The organism is Enterobacter sp. A8, from assembly GCF_004296595.1.
In the GTDB taxonomy this organism is placed as follows: Bacteria; Pseudomonadota; Gammaproteobacteria; order Enterobacterales; family Enterobacteriaceae; genus Enterobacter; species Enterobacter cloacae.
The window spans coordinates 566,727-583,638 of record NZ_SCMF01000002.1; the positions used below are offsets into that span (position 1 = coordinate 566,727).

General features: G+C 55.0%; 14 protein-coding genes and 1 pseudogene. 9 read left to right on the forward strand and 6 right to left on the reverse strand.

Features of this window, described 5'->3' with window-relative positions; translation table 11 throughout:
- Positions 1 to 34: 34 nt before the first annotated feature.
- The 6 genes from acrA (at position 35) to EQV24_RS10785 (ending at position 6,874) form a co-directional block, all read left to right on the forward strand.
- Positions 35 to 1,228 (forward strand): multidrug efflux RND transporter periplasmic adaptor subunit AcrA, encoded by a 1,194-nt coding sequence (gene acrA / locus EQV24_RS10760; protein WP_023620093.1) that lies wholly within the window; start codon positions 35 to 37, stop codon positions 1,226 to 1,228.
- Between the two features lie 22 nt (positions 1,229 to 1,250).
- Positions 1,251 to 4,397: a multidrug efflux RND transporter permease subunit AcrB gene (gene acrB, locus EQV24_RS10765; protein WP_013095890.1), complete on the forward strand. Its 3,147-nt coding sequence runs from the start codon at positions 1,251 to 1,253 to the stop codon at positions 4,395 to 4,397.
- Between the two features lie 512 nt (positions 4,398 to 4,909).
- Complete coding sequence (tomB, locus tag EQV24_RS10770; protein ID WP_008499288.1) at positions 4,910 to 5,284, forward strand: Hha toxicity modulator TomB; 375 nt, start codon at positions 4,910 to 4,912, stop codon at positions 5,282 to 5,284.
- A gap of 27 nt (positions 5,285 to 5,311) precedes the next feature.
- Entirely contained in the window at positions 5,312 to 5,530 is a 219-nt protein-coding gene (locus EQV24_RS10775) for an HHA domain-containing protein (protein ID WP_013095889.1), read from the forward strand.
- Between the two features lie 209 nt (positions 5,531 to 5,739).
- Positions 5,740 to 6,291, forward strand: a complete 552-nt coding sequence (gene maa, locus EQV24_RS10780) for a maltose O-acetyltransferase (protein WP_013095888.1) — start codon at positions 5,740 to 5,742, stop codon at positions 6,289 to 6,291.
- Positions 6,292 to 6,406: 115 nt separating this feature from the next.
- Positions 6,407 to 6,874 carry a YlaC family protein gene (locus EQV24_RS10785; protein ID WP_013095887.1) on the forward strand — a complete coding sequence of 156 codons (468 nt, stop codon included), beginning with the start codon at positions 6,407 to 6,409 and terminating at the stop codon, positions 6,872 to 6,874.
- On the opposite strand, the gene EQV24_RS10790 is transcribed toward EQV24_RS10785, so the two are convergent.
- Positions 6,846 to 8,306, reverse strand: coding sequence for a PLP-dependent aminotransferase family protein (locus tag EQV24_RS10790; RefSeq protein ID WP_130626561.1), 1,461 nt, complete (start codon positions 8,304 to 8,306; stop codon positions 6,846 to 6,848). The genes EQV24_RS10785 and EQV24_RS10790 overlap by 29 nt on opposite strands.
- A 101-nt stretch (positions 8,307 to 8,407) precedes the next feature.
- Here EQV24_RS10790 and EQV24_RS10795 point away from each other — a divergent pair, with 101 nt between their 5' ends.
- The gene (locus EQV24_RS10795) at positions 8,408 to 9,118 is read left to right on the forward strand and encodes a GNAT family protein (protein ID WP_130626562.1); all 711 of its coding nucleotides are present in this window, start codon (positions 8,408 to 8,410) and stop codon (positions 9,116 to 9,118) included.
- Here EQV24_RS10795 and ykgO read toward each other — a convergent pair.
- Together ykgO and EQV24_RS10805 are read right to left on the reverse strand one after the other, a co-directional pair.
- Positions 9,115 to 9,255: a type B 50S ribosomal protein L36 gene (gene ykgO, locus EQV24_RS10800; protein WP_003859006.1), complete on the reverse strand. Its 141-nt coding sequence runs from the start codon at positions 9,253 to 9,255 to the stop codon at positions 9,115 to 9,117. The two genes, EQV24_RS10795 and ykgO, sit on opposite strands and share 4 nt — an antisense overlap.
- Before the next feature lie 2 nt (positions 9,256 to 9,257).
- Positions 9,258 to 9,518 carry a type B 50S ribosomal protein L31 gene (locus EQV24_RS10805; RefSeq protein ID WP_006176933.1) on the reverse strand — a complete coding sequence of 87 codons (261 nt, stop codon included), beginning with the start codon at positions 9,516 to 9,518 and terminating at the stop codon, positions 9,258 to 9,260.
- Positions 9,519 to 9,749: 231 nt separating this feature from the next.
- Here EQV24_RS10805 and EQV24_RS10810 point away from each other — a divergent pair.
- Positions 9,750 to 11,328 (forward strand): annotated as a pseudogene (locus tag EQV24_RS10810) (EAL domain-containing protein).
- On the opposite strand, the gene EQV24_RS10815 reads toward EQV24_RS10810, so the two are convergent.
- The gene (locus EQV24_RS10815; protein WP_014830896.1) at positions 11,309 to 11,584 is read right to left on the reverse strand and encodes a metal/formaldehyde-sensitive transcriptional repressor; all 276 of its coding nucleotides are present in this window, start codon (positions 11,582 to 11,584) and stop codon (positions 11,309 to 11,311) included. The pseudogene EQV24_RS10810 and the gene EQV24_RS10815 sit on opposite strands and share 20 nt — an antisense overlap.
- 134 nt (positions 11,585 to 11,718) lie before the next feature.
- Between EQV24_RS10815 and EQV24_RS10820 the strand changes: the two genes are divergently transcribed.
- On the forward strand, positions 11,719 to 12,540 hold the full coding sequence (locus EQV24_RS10820; protein ID WP_045292924.1) for a nickel/cobalt efflux protein RcnA: 822 nt from the start codon (positions 11,719 to 11,721) through the stop codon (positions 12,538 to 12,540).
- Between the two features lie 33 nt (positions 12,541 to 12,573).
- On the opposite strand, the gene EQV24_RS10825 is transcribed toward EQV24_RS10820, so the two are convergent.
- Complete coding sequence (locus tag EQV24_RS10825; protein WP_130626563.1) at positions 12,574 to 15,666, reverse strand: beta-galactosidase; 3,093 nt, start codon at positions 15,664 to 15,666, stop codon at positions 12,574 to 12,576.
- A gap of 103 nt (positions 15,667 to 15,769) precedes the next feature.
- Positions 15,770 to 16,840, reverse strand: coding sequence for a LacI family DNA-binding transcriptional regulator (locus EQV24_RS10830; protein WP_020686140.1), 1,071 nt, complete (start codon positions 16,838 to 16,840; stop codon positions 15,770 to 15,772).
- Positions 16,841 to 16,912: the final 72 nt, after the last annotated feature.

Genomic DNA, 16,912 nt, shown 5'->3' on the forward strand with positions numbered 1-16,912 from the left:
GATCAATTTGAAATCGGACACTCGAGGTTTACATATGAACAAAAACAGAGGGTTAACGCCTCTGGCGGTCGTTCTGATGCTCTCAGGCAGCTTAGCGCTTACAGGATGTGACGACAAACAGGCTCAACAAGGAGCGCAGCAGATGCCAGAAGTTGGCGTTGTGACGCTCAAATCCGAACCTCTTCAGATCACCACCGAATTGCCTGGCCGCACAAGTGCTTATCGCATTGCAGAAGTTCGTCCTCAGGTGAGCGGCATTATCCTGAAACGTAACTTTACCGAAGGCGGCGATGTGCAAGCCGGTGAGTCTCTGTATCAGATTGATCCCGCAACGTATCAGGCGTCGTATGAAAGCGCGAAAGGCGACCTGGCGAAAGCGGAAGCGGCGGCCAAAATCTCTCAGCTGACGTTGAATCGTTACAAAAAACTGCTCGGTACGCAGTACATCAGCCAACAGGACTACGACACAGCCCTGGCGGATGCACAGCAGGCTAACGCGGCCGTTGTGGCAGCAAAAGCAGCTGTCGAAACCGCGCGCATCAACCTGGCCTATACCAAAGTGACCTCCCCTATCAGCGGTCGTATTGGTAAATCCTCCGTGACGGAAGGGGCACTGGTGCAAAACGGTCAGGCCACAGCGATGGCAACCGTGCAGCAGCTTGATCCGATCTACGTTGACGTGACGCAGTCCAGCAACGATTTCCTGCGACTGAAACAAGAGCTGGCAAACGGCACCCTGAAGCAGGAGAACGGTAAAGCCAAAGTGGAGCTGGTCACTAACGACGGCATCAAATATCCACAGGCGGGCACGCTGGAATTCTCTGATGTGACGGTCGACCAGACCACCGGTTCCATCACCTTACGTGCGATCTTCCCGAACCCTGACCACACCCTGTTGCCAGGTATGTTCGTTCGCGCACGTCTGGAAGAAGGCACTAACCCAACCGCACTTCTGGTTCCACAGCAGGGTGTGACCCGTACGCCACGCGGCGATGCGAGCGCACTGGTTGTTGGCGCTGGTGACAAAGTCGAAATGCGCAATATCACTGCTACGCAGGCGATTGGCGATAAATGGCTGGTGACGGACGGTCTGAAAGATGGCGATCGCGTGATTGTTACTGGTTTGCAAAAAGTTCGTCCTGGCGCGCAGGTTAAAGCACAGGAAGTGAAGTCTGACGATAAACAACAAGCTTCGGCCGCTGGCCAGTCAGAACAAACCAAGTCTTAACTTAAACAGGAGCCGTTAAGACATGCCTAATTTCTTTATCGATCGCCCCATATTCGCATGGGTGATCGCCATTATTATCATGCTGGCCGGGGGACTTGCGATCCTGAAGCTGCCTGTTGCGCAATATCCGACCATTGCGCCACCGGCGGTGACGATCTCCGCAACCTACCCGGGGGCGGATGCGAAAACGGTGCAGGATACCGTTACGCAGGTTATCGAACAGAACATGAACGGTATCGATAACCTGATGTACATGTCCTCAAACAGTGACTCCACCGGTACGGTTCAGATCACCCTGACCTTCGAGTCTGGTACTGATGCTGACATCGCGCAGGTTCAGGTGCAGAACAAACTGCAGCTGGCGATGCCGCTGCTGCCGCAGGAAGTACAACAGCAGGGTGTGAGCGTCGAGAAATCGTCCAGTAGCTTCCTGATGGTTGTTGGCGTTATCAACACCAACGGCACCATGACGCAGGAGGATATTTCCGACTACGTGGGCGCCAACATGAAGGACGCCATCAGCCGTACTTCAGGTGTGGGTGACGTTCAGCTGTTTGGTTCCCAGTACGCGATGCGTATCTGGATGGACCCGAACAAACTGAACAACTTCCAGCTGACGCCGGTTGACGTCATCAACGCCATTAAAGCGCAGAACGCCCAGGTTGCAGCCGGTCAGTTAGGCGGTACGCCGCCGGTGAAAGGCCAGCAGCTTAACGCGTCCATCATCGCGCAAACCCGTCTGACCTCCGCCGATGAATTCAGCAAAATTCTGCTGAAAGTGAATCAGGACGGTTCGCAGGTTCGCCTGCGTGACGTGGCAAAAGTGGAGCTGGGTGGCGAAAACTACGACATCATTGCGAAGTTTAACGGTAAACCGGCTTCCGGTCTGGGTATCAAACTGGCGACCGGTGCTAACGCCCTGGACACCGCAACGGCTATCCGTGCAGAACTGAAGAAGATGGAACCGTTCTTCCCGTCAGGTCTGAAGATCGTTTATCCGTATGACACCACGCCGTTCGTTAAAATTTCGATTCACGAAGTGGTTAAAACCCTGGTAGAAGCGATCATCCTGGTCTTCCTGGTGATGTATCTGTTCCTGCAGAACTTCCGCGCGACGCTGATTCCAACCATCGCCGTACCGGTCGTCTTGCTCGGAACCTTCGCCATACTGGCAATATTTGGCTACTCGATAAATACCCTGACGATGTTCGGGATGGTGCTCGCCATCGGCTTGCTGGTGGATGACGCCATCGTGGTGGTAGAAAACGTCGAGCGCGTCATGGCGGAAGAAGGTCTGCCGCCGAAGGAAGCAACCCGTAAATCCATGGGCCAGATCCAGGGCGCGCTGGTCGGTATCGCGATGGTGCTGTCCGCCGTATTTATTCCGATGGCCTTCTTCGGGGGCTCTACCGGTGCGATTTACCGTCAGTTCTCCATCACTATCGTTTCTGCGATGGCGCTGTCGGTGCTGGTGGCGCTGATCCTGACGCCTGCGCTGTGTGCAACCATGCTGAAACCGATTCAGAAAGGTGGTCACGGCGAGCACAAAGGGTTCTTCGGCTGGTTTAACCGCATGTTTGATAAGAGTACGCACCACTATACCGACAGCGTAGGGAACATTCTGCGCAGCACCGGTCGTTATCTGCTGCTCTATATTATCATCGTGGTGGGCATGGCCTATCTGTTCGTTCGTCTGCCAAGCTCGTTCCTGCCAGATGAAGACCAGGGCGTATTCCTGACGATGGCGCAGCTTCCGGCGGGTGCATCGCAAGAACGTACCCAGAAAGTGCTGGATGAAGTGACGGACTACTACCTCACCAAAGAAAAAGCGAACGTTGAATCCGTGTTTGCGGTTAACGGCTTTGGCTTTGCGGGTCGTGGCCAGAACACCGGTATCGCCTTCGTTTCACTGAAAGACTGGTCTGAACGTCCGGGCGAAGAGAACAAGGTTGAAGCGATCACCGGCCGTGCAATGGGCACCTTCTCGCAGATTAAAGATGCGATGGTCTTCGCCTTTAACCTGCCAGCGATCGTTGAACTGGGTACGGCGACCGGTTTCGACTTCCAGCTGATTGACCAGGGCGGTCTGGGCCACGAGAAACTGACTCAGGCGCGTAACCAGCTGTTTGGCGAAGTGGCTAAACACCCTGATCTGCTGGTCGGCGTGCGTCCTAACGGCCTGGAAGATACGCCGCAGTACAAGATCGACATCGACCAGGAGAAAGCGCAGGCGCTGGGTGTATCCATCAGCGACATCAACACCACACTGGGCGCAGCCTGGGGCGGTAGCTACGTTAACGACTTCATCGACCGCGGTCGTGTGAAGAAAGTGTACGTGATGTCTGAAGCGCAATACCGTATGTTGCCGAACGATATCAACAACTGGTACGTTCGCGGCAGCGATGGCCAGATGGTGCCGTTCTCAGCCTTCTCGACGTCGCGCTGGGAATACGGTTCACCGCGTCTGGAACGTTATAACGGGCTGCCATCTATGGAAATTCTGGGTCAGGCCGCGCCGGGTCGAAGCACCGGTGAAGCCATGAACCTGATGGAAGAGTTGGCCAGCAAGCTGCCTGCGGGTATTGGCTATGACTGGACCGGTATGTCCTATCAGGAACGTCTGTCCGGTAACCAGGCCCCTGCCCTGTACGCCATTTCACTGATTGTGGTGTTCCTGTGTCTGGCGGCACTGTATGAGAGCTGGTCAATTCCGTTCTCCGTTATGCTGGTGGTGCCATTGGGGGTTATCGGTGCGCTGCTGGCCGCAACGTTCCGTGGGCTGACCAACGACGTGTACTTCCAGGTAGGTCTGCTGACAACCATTGGCTTGTCGGCGAAGAACGCGATACTTATCGTCGAATTCGCCAAAGATCTGATGGAGAAAGAAGGTAAAGGCCTGATCGAAGCCACGCTTGAAGCTGTTCGTATGCGTCTGCGTCCTATTCTGATGACCTCACTGGCATTTATCCTCGGGGTACTGCCGCTGGTTATCAGCTCTGGTGCGGGTTCCGGCGCACAGAACGCGGTAGGTACCGGGGTAATGGGCGGTATGATCACCGCGACCGTACTGGCTATCTTCTTCGTACCGGTGTTCTTTGTGGTGGTTCGCCGCCGCTTCAGCCGGAAGAATGAAGATATTGAACACAGTCATTCGGTAGAACCTCACTGATACCGGTTTCACATGATAAAAAGGCCGCATTAGCGGCCTTTTTCATTTCTGAAAAAAATCATAAAATACGCTTATTGTCGTTTTATTTATTTTATGCCATGTTTAAAAGGCATATCATAATTAGCAGAAAACTTAATGGGCGAACTCAGGATTGTTTTAATTCCATTTCGCCGCTTAACTTATTAGGAATATTCCTAATAACAAGTCCATACAAAGAAAATTCTGAATCCGGACTTTTTCCGCGTGTTTACGCTAAATCAATGAAACGTAAGGAAGCGAAAAAAAACCAGCGTTAATTTGGATAAAAGTGTTCATCTTAGGATGTACTATTGCGTAAACGCTCGCAGACTCTGATTTTAATTGTAATTTTTCGTAATAGCGCGGTGAAATCCTGATCAGAGTGGCTTATAGTTAGAGTGAACAGGAGCACAGCACCCGTAGAGCTAAGTAGGTTGTATCCATCCCGACAATGATGTTCGGTGAGTAAGAAATCACTCAGAAGGGGATGCGCTATGGACGAGTACTCGCCAAAAAGGCATGATATCGCGCAGTTGAAATTTCTCTGCGAATCCTTGTACCATGACTGCCTTGCCAATCTTGATGAAAGTAATCATGGCTGGGTGAACGATCCAACATCGGCCATCAATTTGCAATTGAATGAGTTGATAGAGCATATCGCGACCTTCGCACTTAATTATAAAATTAAGTACAATGAAGATAATAAACTGATTGAGCAAATTGACGAATACCTGGATGACACCTTTATGTTGTTCAGCAGCTACGGCATTAACGCGCAGGATTTGCAGAAATGGCGTAAATCTGGAAACCGGCTATTCCGCTGTTTCGTCAACGTGAGCAGAGCTAACCCGGTTAGCCTTTCCTGTTAAAATTATTACAATGACTAAGGTGAATTTATGTCTGATAAACCACTCACAAAAACCGATTATTTGATGCGCTTACGACGTTGTCAGTCAATTGACACACTCGAACGCGTGATTGAAAAAAATAAATACGAGCTTTCTGATAATGAACTGACCGTATTTTATTCAGCCGCTGACCATCGCCTTGCCGAGCTGACCATGAATAAACTGTATGACAAAATCCCTCCTTCCGTGTGGAAATTTGTCCGTTAGTTGTTGCAGTGTGTCTGTAGAGGTTCTACGCCACTCTCTTAGTTGTTTATACCTTTCGAATTACGATCCCGGTGTTAAAGCCAGGTCTCCGTGTAAAACGTGATCATTAGCAACAATGTTGTGACTTTAGTCACACGCGCTTTTCGGGAACGTTCCCTTCCCGGCTTATCCCGATTACCCTGCGGTAATCGAACCCAGAGAGGCATCCTATGAGCGTAGAAAAGCAGAAAATGATTGCGGGTGAACATTACCGTCCTGGTGATGAAACATTACGGGCCGACCGACTGCGCGCCCGCCATCTGGTTCACCGCTATAACCACTCCGCCCCCGATGAGAAAACAGAACGCCAGAAGATTCTGGCGGAACTGCTGGGGCAAAGTGAAGGGGCTTATATTGAGCCAGCTTTCCGTTGTGACTATGGCTATAACATTTTCCTGGGCAAAGAATTTTACGCTAACTTCGACTGCGTGATGCTCGATGTCTGCCCTATTCATATTGGTGATAACTGTATGCTCGCGCCTGGCGTGCATATTTATACGGCCACCCACCCGCTGGATGCCGAAGAACGCAACAGCGGAGTGGAATACGGTAAACCCGTGCGCATTGGCAATAATGTCTGGATCGGCGGACGGGCAGTGATTAACCCGGGCGTCACGGTGGGGGATAATGTGGTGATCGCCTCCGGCGCTGTGGTGACAAAAGATGTCCCGGCCAATGCCGTCGTCGGGGGTAATCCGGCGAAAATTATCAAAATGCTGTGAAGGTGTGGGGAGCCAACTGTTATGGTCTTTCAGCACATAACTGTTACTTTTTTCAGTCAAATGGCTCCCCTAAAATAGGCAGATCCCCTGTATTCAACAATCATGAAGGCAAAAAATGACCGAAATACAGCGCCTGCTTACCGCCACCATCGACGATCTCAACATCCGCGAAAAGCGCGATAATCGCCCGCGCTTTAGCATTAGCTTTATTCGCAAACATCCAGGCCTGTTTGTCGCAATGTATGCCGCCTGGCTGGCAACGCTGATTGTCATGCTGAAATCCGAAACGCTGGTGGACTCCGTCTGGCTGCTTGTGGTGCTGTTTGTGGTGTTTAACGCGTTTTTCTTTTTTGACGTGCATCCGCGCTATCGTTATGAAGATATCGACGTGCTCGATTTCCGGGTTTGCTACAACGGCGAGTGGTACAACACCCGTTTTGTCCCGCCGGAGCTGATCGACAGCATTCTGCACTCACCTGCGGTAGAAACCGAACAAAAAGAGAAACTGCAAAAAATGGTCTCAACCAAAGGCCAGCTCTCTTTCTATGATGTCTTTACCCTTTCCCGCCCTGCTGTTGCGTGATGAGTATCTGTATGCGTCGGATAGCCGACGCATACAGTGATGCCGATGTGTTCCCGTAGCCTAATACCAGACCACTCTGCCCCTGTTTTGTATCAAGGTAATACCCGCTCAATGCCGCAGGAGCCAGCTGATACGCCCTGGCCTGTTCCACCAGTTGCCTGTCGTCGATTCCGTCAATCGCCACCGTCAGATGCATGCCCCCTTCCCCCGCCAGAACCCGGTGTGGCACATGAAGCTCCGCATTCAGTGCCTCGCGCAACTGTCGATAGCGTTTACGATAGAGACGGCGCATGGCTGCCAAATGGCGGGCATAGTGACCCTCTTCAATGAACAGCGCCAGGGTACGCTGCTCGGCGCGATGCCCGCCGCGCAATAACGAACCGATGGCCGGGCGTGCCGCTTTCGCCAGCGCCCGGGGGAAAACCATAAACCCCATTCTGAGCGACGGGAATAACGTTTTGCTGAATGTTCCCAGATAAACAACGGGCGCATGGTTAATCATTCCCAGCATCGCCGGTACCGGCTCACCGCTATAACGAAACTCGCTGTCGTAATCATCCTCGATAATCCAGGCGTTATGTTGTCGCGCCACATCCAGTAACGCCAGACGCCGCCGCGCGCTGAGGACACTTCCGTACGGAAACTGATGTGAAGGTGAAGTAAAAATAAGCGAAGGGGACGGCGCATCTGTTCCTTCCCAGCACATGCCCTCTCCATCAACCGGTATTCCCGTTATGGCTAAACCCGCTTTCACAAAGGCGCTTTTTGCGCCGGCATAGCCGGGATCTTCCACCCAGGCAACATCGCCCGGCTCACTCAATAGCAGGGTGCAGAGGTTCACACCTTCCAGTGCGCCTTCGGTGATCACAATCTGGCTGGCGTCGCAGTCAATCCCGCGGGAAAGCGCAAGGTGGCGGGCAATGGCCGCCCGCAAAGCAGGTTCCCCGGCGGGATCGCCGTAGCCCAACAGGGTACTTCCCTCCTCCCGCAACACGCGATCGTACAGGCGCCGCCAGAGCGGCAAGGAAAAATAGTTGATGGCCGGTGTCCCCGGCGTAAAGGCCAGAACCGGCGTGCTACGCGGTACAGGGGCAGGCAGTGCGCTAACCCGCCCGGCAAGCGCAACCGCAGGTGCCGGTAAATCCTGCGCGAGCTGACGGGCCGCCAGCGGTGCCACCCGCGTTCCCTGGCGGCTACGCAACAGATACCCTTCAAGGGTGAGCTGTTCCAGTGCCCCATTAACGGTGTTTCGGGAAAGGGAGAGATGCCCGGCCAGCGTTCTGGAACCAGACAGGCGACTACCGGACTGTAACCTGCCGGACAATATGTACTCCCGCAATGAAAGATAAAGCGTGCGCTGCAGCGTCTCTTGTCCGCGGTTTTTCAGCGCCGTATTCAGCAAGGTATACAGTTCATCGCCTGGAATATTCATCGCCCCTCCTCGTGGTACCACCAAAACATAGCCTGTTGGTACTTTTTAAGGAACCACTTCTTCACTAGTCTGGAACTCTTTACAACGTCACGGAGATGAAGATGAATACTTTCAATCAGTTTGGGCAACCGGTGGGCGAAGCGCTAATCGACTGGCAGCCCCGTCAGCACCCTTCCCGGGTGGTCCTTCAGGGCCGCTACTGCTGGCTTGAGCCGCTGCAGGTGGAGCATGCCGGTGCGCTGTTTGCCGCTTATTCGCTCGCCGGGGATACCCGAAGCTGGACATGGCTTCTGCGTGAACCCGATGCCACGGCAGGTGAATTTGCCGCATGGGTGGCAAGCGTGAGTGAATTATCAGACCCGATACACTTTACCGTCTTCGATAATCAGACCCGCTCCCCGGTGGGAACCCTGGCCCTGATGCGTATCGACCCCAAAAATGGCGTTGTGGAGGTGGGACACGTTCATTTTTCCCCGCTGTTGAGCCGCACGCCAATGTCTACCGAAGCGCAGTTTCTGCTGATGCAATACGTGTTCGATACCCTGGGCTACCGGCGTTATGAGTGGAAGTGCAACAGCCTGAACGAGCCTTCCCGCAAGGCTGCGCTGCGTCTGGGCTTTTTGTTTGAGGGGCGTTTTCGCCAGGCGCTGGTCACCAAAGGCCATAACCGGGACACGGACTGGTTTTCGATTATCGACAAAGAGTGGCCAGCGCTGGCGAGCGCCTTTAAAAGCTGGCTTGCCACCGACAATTTTACTGCCGATGGCAAACAGAAAAGATCCCTGGAAAGCTGGCGTGAAACGGGCGTCTAGCGTCTTTTTTTACGTCCCTGCACCGCTTTAAAGCGCGGGTTTGATTTGCAAATCACATACAGGCGTCCCTTACGTTTGACTATCTGGCAATCCGGGTGACGCTGTTTCGCACTCCGCAACGAGTTAAGTACCTGCATGATCACCCCCGCTTCGCATTAAGAAAGCCGCCAAAACGTTTACGGAAGCGCGCCGCGCTGCCATCCGTCGAGAAGGTTTTCTGTTTGCCGGTATAAAACGGATGCGATTTTGAAGAGACCTCGATGGTGATGTAAGGATAGGTTTCACCGTCGAGTTCAATTTCGCGGTCAGTCTTGATGGTTGAACCAACTTTAAAGTATTCATTGGCGCTGGTGTCGTGAAACACCACGGTGCGATAGGCTGGATGGATATTGGGTTTCATCGTGAATCACTCATGTTTTGTTATAACATAACAAAATAATATCCAGGCTCTGCGGTAAAAACAACCCCCGAGAGTGCATCACATTTCCGACGATATTTTTTGATTTCGCTGCTGCGGAACGAAAACCATGACGCTCACGTGCTATAACTATATCATTTCGCGGTAAAAACTTTCTCCTCTGGCAAGCGTCTCAGTGCCCTGGAGTGGGCATATGAGGAAGGACACGGCAGCATGAAAACCCGACATCTGGTCAGCCTGGTGACTGGCATACTGATCTTTTCTGTGCTGATACCGATTTGCCTCAGTATCTGGCTGGCGCATCGCCAGGCGGAAGAAAAATTTGTCGATGCGCTGGACAGCTATGCCTCACGCGTGCTGTTGCGTACGGACAGGGTTGTTGGGCAGGCCAAGGAAGCACTCACGCAGCTGCAGACCTTTAAAGGCCCTCCGTGTAGCCATTTGCATTTACGGGAAATGCGCCGGATCGCCTTCTCGTGGCTCTATGTTCAGGAAGTGATCTACACCGATAACCTTAAACCACTGTGCTCGTCGCTGGAACAGGTCAGCAAAGCGACCGCGTTCCCGCCGCCCATGCGCATTACGGAAGATGGCTATAGCGCGTGGCTTACGAGGCCAAATGAACTCGGTTTCAACCGCAACATGGCCGTGCTGGGGCAAGGACATTATCTTGTACTGGTCGATCCCGCCTCGCTGGTGGATGTGATCCCCTTCGCCGATATTTCTATCGATGCCGCCCTGGTAGCGAACGCAACGCATCTCGTGTTCTCCAGCAGCAGCAAACTTGATCCGCACATCCGCAACATGATTAAAGATCAGGAGATGGTCAGTGTTGAGTACAACGGTGCAATGTACGTCATGAAGCCCGTACCGGAGCTGGGAATAAACGTTGTTGCATGGGCTGCACTAAAACCGCTGGCGGAAACCTGGCACCGGCAGCTCCTTTTCTGGCTGCCGTTTGGCATGCTGATAAGCCTGCTTGCCGCCCTGTTTGTTCTGCGGATATTGCGTCGCATCCAGTCACCGCGTAACCGCCTGCTTGATGCCATCAATAACCGCGAATTCGAGGTTCACTACCAGCCTATTGTGGCGCTCTGTAGCGGGAAAATAGTGGGCGCAGAGGCGCTAACGCGCTGGCCTCAGCCTGACGGGAGTAGCCTGTCGCCTGACAGTTTCGTCCCGCTGGCGGAACAAACGGGGCTTATCTCGCGCCTCACGCATCTGGTGATCGAAAAAGTGTTCGAGGATATGGGGCAACTGGCTGCATCTCCATGCCGATCAGCATATCTCCGTCAACCTCGCGCCTGCAGATTTAACCTCCGGCAAGCTGCCGCCGCTTCTGAGCCAGCTACTAAATAAATGGCAAGTCCGCCCGGAACAGATAGCGCTTGAATTAACCGAACGCGGCTTTGCCGATCCCAAAATCAGCGCCCCGGCCATCGCCGCTTTTCGCCGTTCGGGCCACGCCATTTACATCGATGATTTTGGCACGGGCTATTCCAGCCTGAGCTATCTGCAGGATCTGGACGTCGACACGCTGAAAATTGATAAGTCGTTCGTGGATGCGCTGGAGTACAAAAACGTAACGCCACACATTATAGAAATGGCGAAATCACTGAAGCTGGCGATGGTTGCTGAGGGAGTGGAAACCGCAGGGCAGCTCGCCTGGCTGCACCGTCACGGCGTGCAATACGGGCAAGGCTGGTACTACAGTAAGGCGCTGCCAAAAGCGGAATTTATGGCATGGGCAGAAAATAACCTTAACGCCCCTTCTACTTCAGATAAGATTTGATCACCTGTAAAACCACGCCAAGATCGGCCTCACGCTGATCTTCCTCAGGCTCTTTGACGACGTGATCGGTTAAATGGCCTTCGATCACCTGCAGCATCATGCCATTCACCGCACCGCGGATCGCGGCCAGCTGCTGTAATACCTCGGCACACTCATGCTCGTCGTTACTGAGCATTTTTTCCAGCGCGGTGCTCTGTCCCTGAATTTTCTTCAGGCGAGTCAATAACATCTTCTTGTGACGAACCGTATGTGACATCTCTGCATCCTTCTTCTTCTGGCGGGTAAAGCATAACACGCCCTACTCCCCCTGAGTATTTTTTTACTGGGGGGTAGTATTCAACTACTGGGGGGGAGTACTATCTGCGCACCTTTTCCAGTGCGGATTTTGTAATGAACGATTTTGCTTCTCTTCTGCAACAGGGCAACGCATGGCTATTCATTCCCAGCGCGATCCTGCTCGGTGCCCTGCATGGTCTTGAGCCGGGCCACTCTAAAACAATGATGGCGGCCTTTATTGTGGCGATCCGCGGCACGCTGAAACAGGCGGTATTGTTGGGGCTGGCGGCCACGCTTTCCCATACCGCGGTGGTCTGGATCATTGCCATGGCGGGATTATGGTTTGGTCGCGGCTGGGATGCGCAAACCTCTGAACCCTGGTTCCAGCTTATCTCTGGGGTATTGATCGTTTTGATCGCGCTGTGGATGGCGTGGCGTACCTGGAAGGAGAATCAGCCGCACGATCATCATCACCACCATGACCATGACCATGACCATGACCATGACCACCATCATGATCATCACCACCATGAACATCAACTGGTTGCAGAGGAGTGGCAAGACGCCCACCAGCGCGCCCATGCGCAGGATATCAATCGTCGTTTTAACGGACAAAACGTCACCACCGGGCAAATTGCGATGTTTGGGCTGACCGGCGGGTTGATCCCCTGCCCGGCGTCAATCACCGTCCTGCTGATCTGTCTGCAGCTCAAGCACTTTGCCCTGGGCGCCACGCTGGTATTTAGCTTCAGTATTGGTCTGGCGTTAACGCTGGTGGCATCGGGCGCGATTGCCGCGTTAAGCCTTAAACATGCCACAAAACGCTGGCCGGGTTTCAGCGAATTTTCTCGCAAAGCACCGTGGTTCTCTGCGGCACTGATTATCCTGGTGGGGGGTTACATGATCCTGCACGGGTTAGGCGGTATCCTGGCCTGAACCAGGCGGCCAACGCGTGGCCGCCACCGAAGGTCAGTTGAGGTTCTGACGCCAGCTAAAGCGATAGCGAAGCTGACGATTTTGCAGGATGAATTCCGGCGAGACGCTGGGGCTCCAGGAGTCATCTCCACCCACGCCCATATGGAACGCATCAAGATTGAGCCAATACCCCGGCTCGTCACGCAGCAGATGGTGATGGGTTGTCTCACGCAGCTGTTGCTGGCTGTAGCGGCTCACAGAGAAATGGAACTGCCCGTTCAACTGATGCGTCCCCAGCACCAGTTCACGGGTATCGCACCGCAAGCCGTTTTCCGTCGGGAAGATGTACGGCGTATGCATTGCCTGCAGCGGCAACGTCCAGCGTCCCTGCTGTGCTGCCAGCTTTCTGTCCGGGTAGTTTTCATGCGGCCCCAGCCCCAGCCAGTGAACGGCTTCCGGCGGCCGGGCAAGATGCATGCTCAGGCCAATACGCGCAGGCTCCGGAATATCAGACGCAACCTCTACTTCAACCTCACCGTGCAGCACACCCTGATCGTCCACCCGCCAGACTTTACGGCTCAGGAACAGCGCTTTGCCGAGATGTTCCCAGGCATGCAGCGTCGTGACTACCGCCTCGCGGGCATGCTGCTCTCCTTCACAACGCAGCAACCGCGGGGTGATGTCGTACATCCCCGCTGCCTTCCAGCGCTCCACCCATGCATTTGGATCGATACGCGTGGCCTCGCTGACCCCGATATCATTGTCCAGCGGCGCGCGGGTAAAGTTATCCGTCAGCGGCGAGAGCAGCGTTTCAACGCCATTGTTCAGCCACTGCGTCAGGTGTCCTGAGGTACGGTCAAATATCCATCGCTGCTGCTGGTGCGTCAGGGTCAGCATCTCATCGGTTTGCGTCAGTACCGGCGGCACACCCACCGGTGCGGGCGGGGCGATAAACAACGGTGCCGGGAGTGGCCATTGATCCCACGCGCAGCGATGGTTTTCCGGTGACCACGGCGTTGCTTTCAACTGGTACACCTCTACATTCAGCCAGACCTCGCCCGGCTCTGCCGTCAGCGCGGGCAGCGAGATTTCCAGACGCTGAGTCTCCTGAGGCGCGATGGAGAGCGTAACCTCCCCCTTAGCCAGCACCGTTCCGTCACGGATCACTGACCATCTGAGCAGCTCGTTATCCGTATGACGGAACAGGTAATCGCTTTGCACGTCCACCACCAGCGGAGAAGTGCTTACCCGCGTAAAGGTGAAGAACTGCTGCGCACGCTGAGCCTCATACAGTGCCGGGTGCGGCGTGCGATCGGGGAACACCAGCCCGTTAAGGCAGAACTGTCGGTCATTGGGTGTATCACCAAAATCGCCGCCGTAGGCCCAGAACGGGGTGCCATTTTCATCTTTCTTCGTCAGCGCCTGGTCGACCCAGTCCCAGACAAATCCTCCCTGCAGACGCGGATGGCTACGAAACGCCTGCCAGTATCTGGCGAAGCCGCCAAAGCTGTTGCCCATTGCGTGGGCGTATTCGCAGAGGATCAGCGGTCGGGTTTCATCCGGCAACCCGATCCATTTTTTAATGGACCATTTCGGCACTGCCGGGAACGGCTGATCCTGATCAACACGGGCATACATCGGACAAATGATATCGGTCGCCGCCGTATTCGCTCCACCGCCTTCATATTGAACCGGGCGCGTCGGATCGGTGGTTTTTAGCCAGCGATACAGCGCGTCGTGATTTGCACCGTGGCCAGACTCATTGCCCAGCGACCAGATGATAATGGACGGATGATTACGATCGCGTTGCACCATGCGGGTCACGCGCTCGCTCATGGCGGGCAGCCAGCGGGGATCGTCAGCGAGACGACTCATCGGCACCATGCCGTGGGTTTCGATATTGGCCTCGTCAACCACATACAGGCCGTAGCGATCGCAAAGCCGGTACCACAGAGGATGGTTTGGGTAGTGCGAGCAGCGCACGGCGTTGAAGTTGTGCTGCTTCATGATTTCGATATCGCGACGCATCGTCGCTTCGTCCATCACCTGGCCGTTTTCCGGGTGATGTTCATGCCGGTTGACCCCGCGGATGAGCAGTGGCTTGCCGTTGAGCTTCAGCAGGCCATTGCTGATTTCAACGCGGCGGAAGCCCACGTCACAGGCTTCAATCTCCAGCACCTCACCCTGCGGGTCCAGCAGCGCGATCGTCAGCCGATAAAGCGCTGGGGTCTCAGCACTCCATAAGGCGGGTGACGCAACCGGGATCGCCACCGTCAACCGCTCGGCCCAGTTGCCACGTTCATCCACAATGGCCGAGCCTGGCCGCCGGGTGGCGCTGGCACAGCGTTCACCGTTGCGCCAGAGCGTTATTGCCACCTCGCACTCCGCAAAGTGAGCGCCCGCCAGGGCGACATCCACCTTCAGCACGGCGCGATCCAGCTCCGCATTGAGGTCGGTGACCACCTGATAATCCGCGATGTACGTCTCCGGCTTATGCAGCAGCGACACATCGCGGAAAATCCCGCTCATGCGCCACATGTCCTGATCTTCCAGATAGCTTCCGTCGCACCAGCGCAAAACCATCACGGCCAGGCGGTTCTGGCCAGCACGCAATACGCCCGAGAGATCGAATTCGGCCGGCAGACGGCTGTCCTGGGAATACCCCACCCACTGACCGTTGCACCAGAGATGAAACGCCGAGTTCACGCCATCAAAGATAATGCGGGTTTGCCCGCCCTCGAGCCACGCGTCCTCCACCTCAAATGTGAGCGAGTAACAACCGACCGGATTCTCTGCCGGAACAAAGGGCGGATTGACGGGAATGGGATAGGTGACGTTGGTGTAAACAGGTGTATCAAACCCCTGCATCTGCCAGTTTGACGGCACCGGCATCGCAACGGCATCCGGGCAATCTTCGCCTGTCCATGCCTGCGGAACCTGCTCAGGTGCAGAAAAGAAGCTAAATCGCCACTCCCCATTCAGGGAACGTCGGCTGATGGATGCCGCGTCCTCTCTGGCGGCGTGTTCATTACGCCAGCTATGAAATGGCGCATGCGCCGCCAGCCGGTTCCACTGGGTGACGCCGGGATTTTCCCAGTCCCGACGGGCCAGAAGTGCGCTGAGAGTCAGCGAGACAGTATTGGACATGTTTTCCTCTTTGCGAAGCGCTCACAATTTTACTCAACATGCCCTGGCAAACTGCCGCGGTAAAGCGTGGGATCGCCGTGTAGCGAGTCAGATCACAAAAGTGTTACTGGCGAGCAAGTTGCTCTGCCAGCAGGGCCAGGCTTCTGAGCTGCTGCGCAAGATCCTCACGATCGGCCTGCTGCGGGGTGCGACGGGCACTGGATTGTCGGCTAATCAACGTGACGGGCAACTGAACCTGCCAGCAAGCTTCATGGCGGGCGGGAGCCAGCAGCCACTCCACACTTTGTTCACCTGCCTCGCGAAATGCCTGACGGATGGTGGTAAGCGGAGGTGAAAACCAGGCGCTGTCGGCGGTATCGTCAAACCCCACTATCGATATCTGGCCCGGGATCGTCACCCCTTTTTCCGCGCAGGCCCGCATCACCCCCAGCGCCATTTGATCGTTAGCCACCAGAATGGCATCCGGTAACGTTGCAGCAGACAACAGCGCATGCCCCTTCTCATAACCGCAGGCTGCGCTCCAGTCGCCGTAGGCCACCGCCGCCGCCTCAAGGCCAGCTTCCGCCAGCGCGGCTTTCCATGCCGCCAGACGGGCACGAGCGGAAACAGAGCTTTCCGGCCCGCTCAGCAATGCAATACGCTGATGCCCGAGCGACAGCAAATGTTCAACGCCCAGACGAGCGCCCTGTTCAGCATTGAACACCAGGCTGTTGACCGCTGCCGACGGAGAGACATCCAGAAACAACACCGGCACGGGCGACGCCAGTGCCTTGAGTTGTTCGGCATGGGGATCGTCAAGCGGCACGTTCACCAGCAGGGCTTCCACGCGCTGCGCCAGCAGCTCCTGAAGCGCGGCCTGGCACTGTTGCGGATGTTCCACCATTGAGATCAGTACGCTCGCCCCCTTTTCTACCGCCCGGGATTTGACCGCAGAGACAATTTGCGAAGGCGCATGCAGCGCCAGATCGGTAGTGATCAGTCCCAGCGTACGGGTGCGCTTGCCCGCCAGCTGCTGCGCGCCACGGTTAGGAACATAGTGCAGCTCCGCCATGGCCTGCTGCACCTTTTCCCGTGTCCGGGCAGAAACATGCTCCGCGTCGTTAATCACACGGGAAACGGTTTGATAAGACACCCCCGCAAGGAGGGCAACATCATAGAGGGTAATGGCTTTCATGCGTTCCGGCTTGGTGTTAACAGAGCCGTCTATTGTGGCACAGCGCGGCCATTAATACCTGTGAGCGCTTCG

Bases quoted from the DNA above. Each gene is read 5' to 3' on its own strand.
- acrA (WP_023620093.1), top strand. From the start codon at position 35: ATGAACAAAAACAGAGGGTTAACGCCTCTGGCGGTCGTTCTGATGCTC.
- acrB (WP_013095890.1), top strand. From the start codon at position 1,251: ATGCCTAATTTCTTTATCGATCGCCCCATATTCGCATGGGTGATCGCC.
- tomB (WP_008499288.1), top strand. From the start codon at position 4,910: ATGGACGAGTACTCGCCAAAAAGGCATGATATCGCGCAGTTGAAATTT.
- EQV24_RS10775 (WP_013095889.1), top strand. From the start codon at position 5,312: ATGTCTGATAAACCACTCACAAAAACCGATTATTTGATGCGCTTACGA.
- maa (WP_013095888.1), top strand. From the start codon at position 5,740: ATGAGCGTAGAAAAGCAGAAAATGATTGCGGGTGAACATTACCGTCCT.
- EQV24_RS10785 (WP_013095887.1), top strand. From the start codon at position 6,407: ATGACCGAAATACAGCGCCTGCTTACCGCCACCATCGACGATCTCAAC.
- EQV24_RS10790 (WP_130626561.1), bottom strand. From the start codon at position 8,306: ATGAATATTCCAGGCGATGAACTGTATACCTTGCTGAATACGGCGCTG.
- EQV24_RS10795 (WP_130626562.1), top strand. From the start codon at position 8,408: ATGAATACTTTCAATCAGTTTGGGCAACCGGTGGGCGAAGCGCTAATC.
- ykgO (WP_003859006.1), bottom strand. From the start codon at position 9,255: ATGCAGGTACTTAACTCGTTGCGGAGTGCGAAACAGCGTCACCCGGAT.
- EQV24_RS10805 (WP_006176933.1), bottom strand. From the start codon at position 9,518: ATGAAACCCAATATCCATCCAGCCTATCGCACCGTGGTGTTTCACGAC.
- EQV24_RS10815 (WP_014830896.1), bottom strand. From the start codon at position 11,584: ATGTCACATACGGTTCGTCACAAGAAGATGTTATTGACTCGCCTGAAG.
- EQV24_RS10820 (WP_045292924.1), top strand. From the start codon at position 11,719: ATGAACGATTTTGCTTCTCTTCTGCAACAGGGCAACGCATGGCTATTC.
- EQV24_RS10825 (WP_130626563.1), bottom strand. From the start codon at position 15,666: ATGTCCAATACTGTCTCGCTGACTCTCAGCGCACTTCTGGCCCGTCGG.
- EQV24_RS10830 (WP_020686140.1), bottom strand. From the start codon at position 16,840: ATGAAAGCCATTACCCTCTATGATGTTGCCCTCCTTGCGGGGGTGTCT.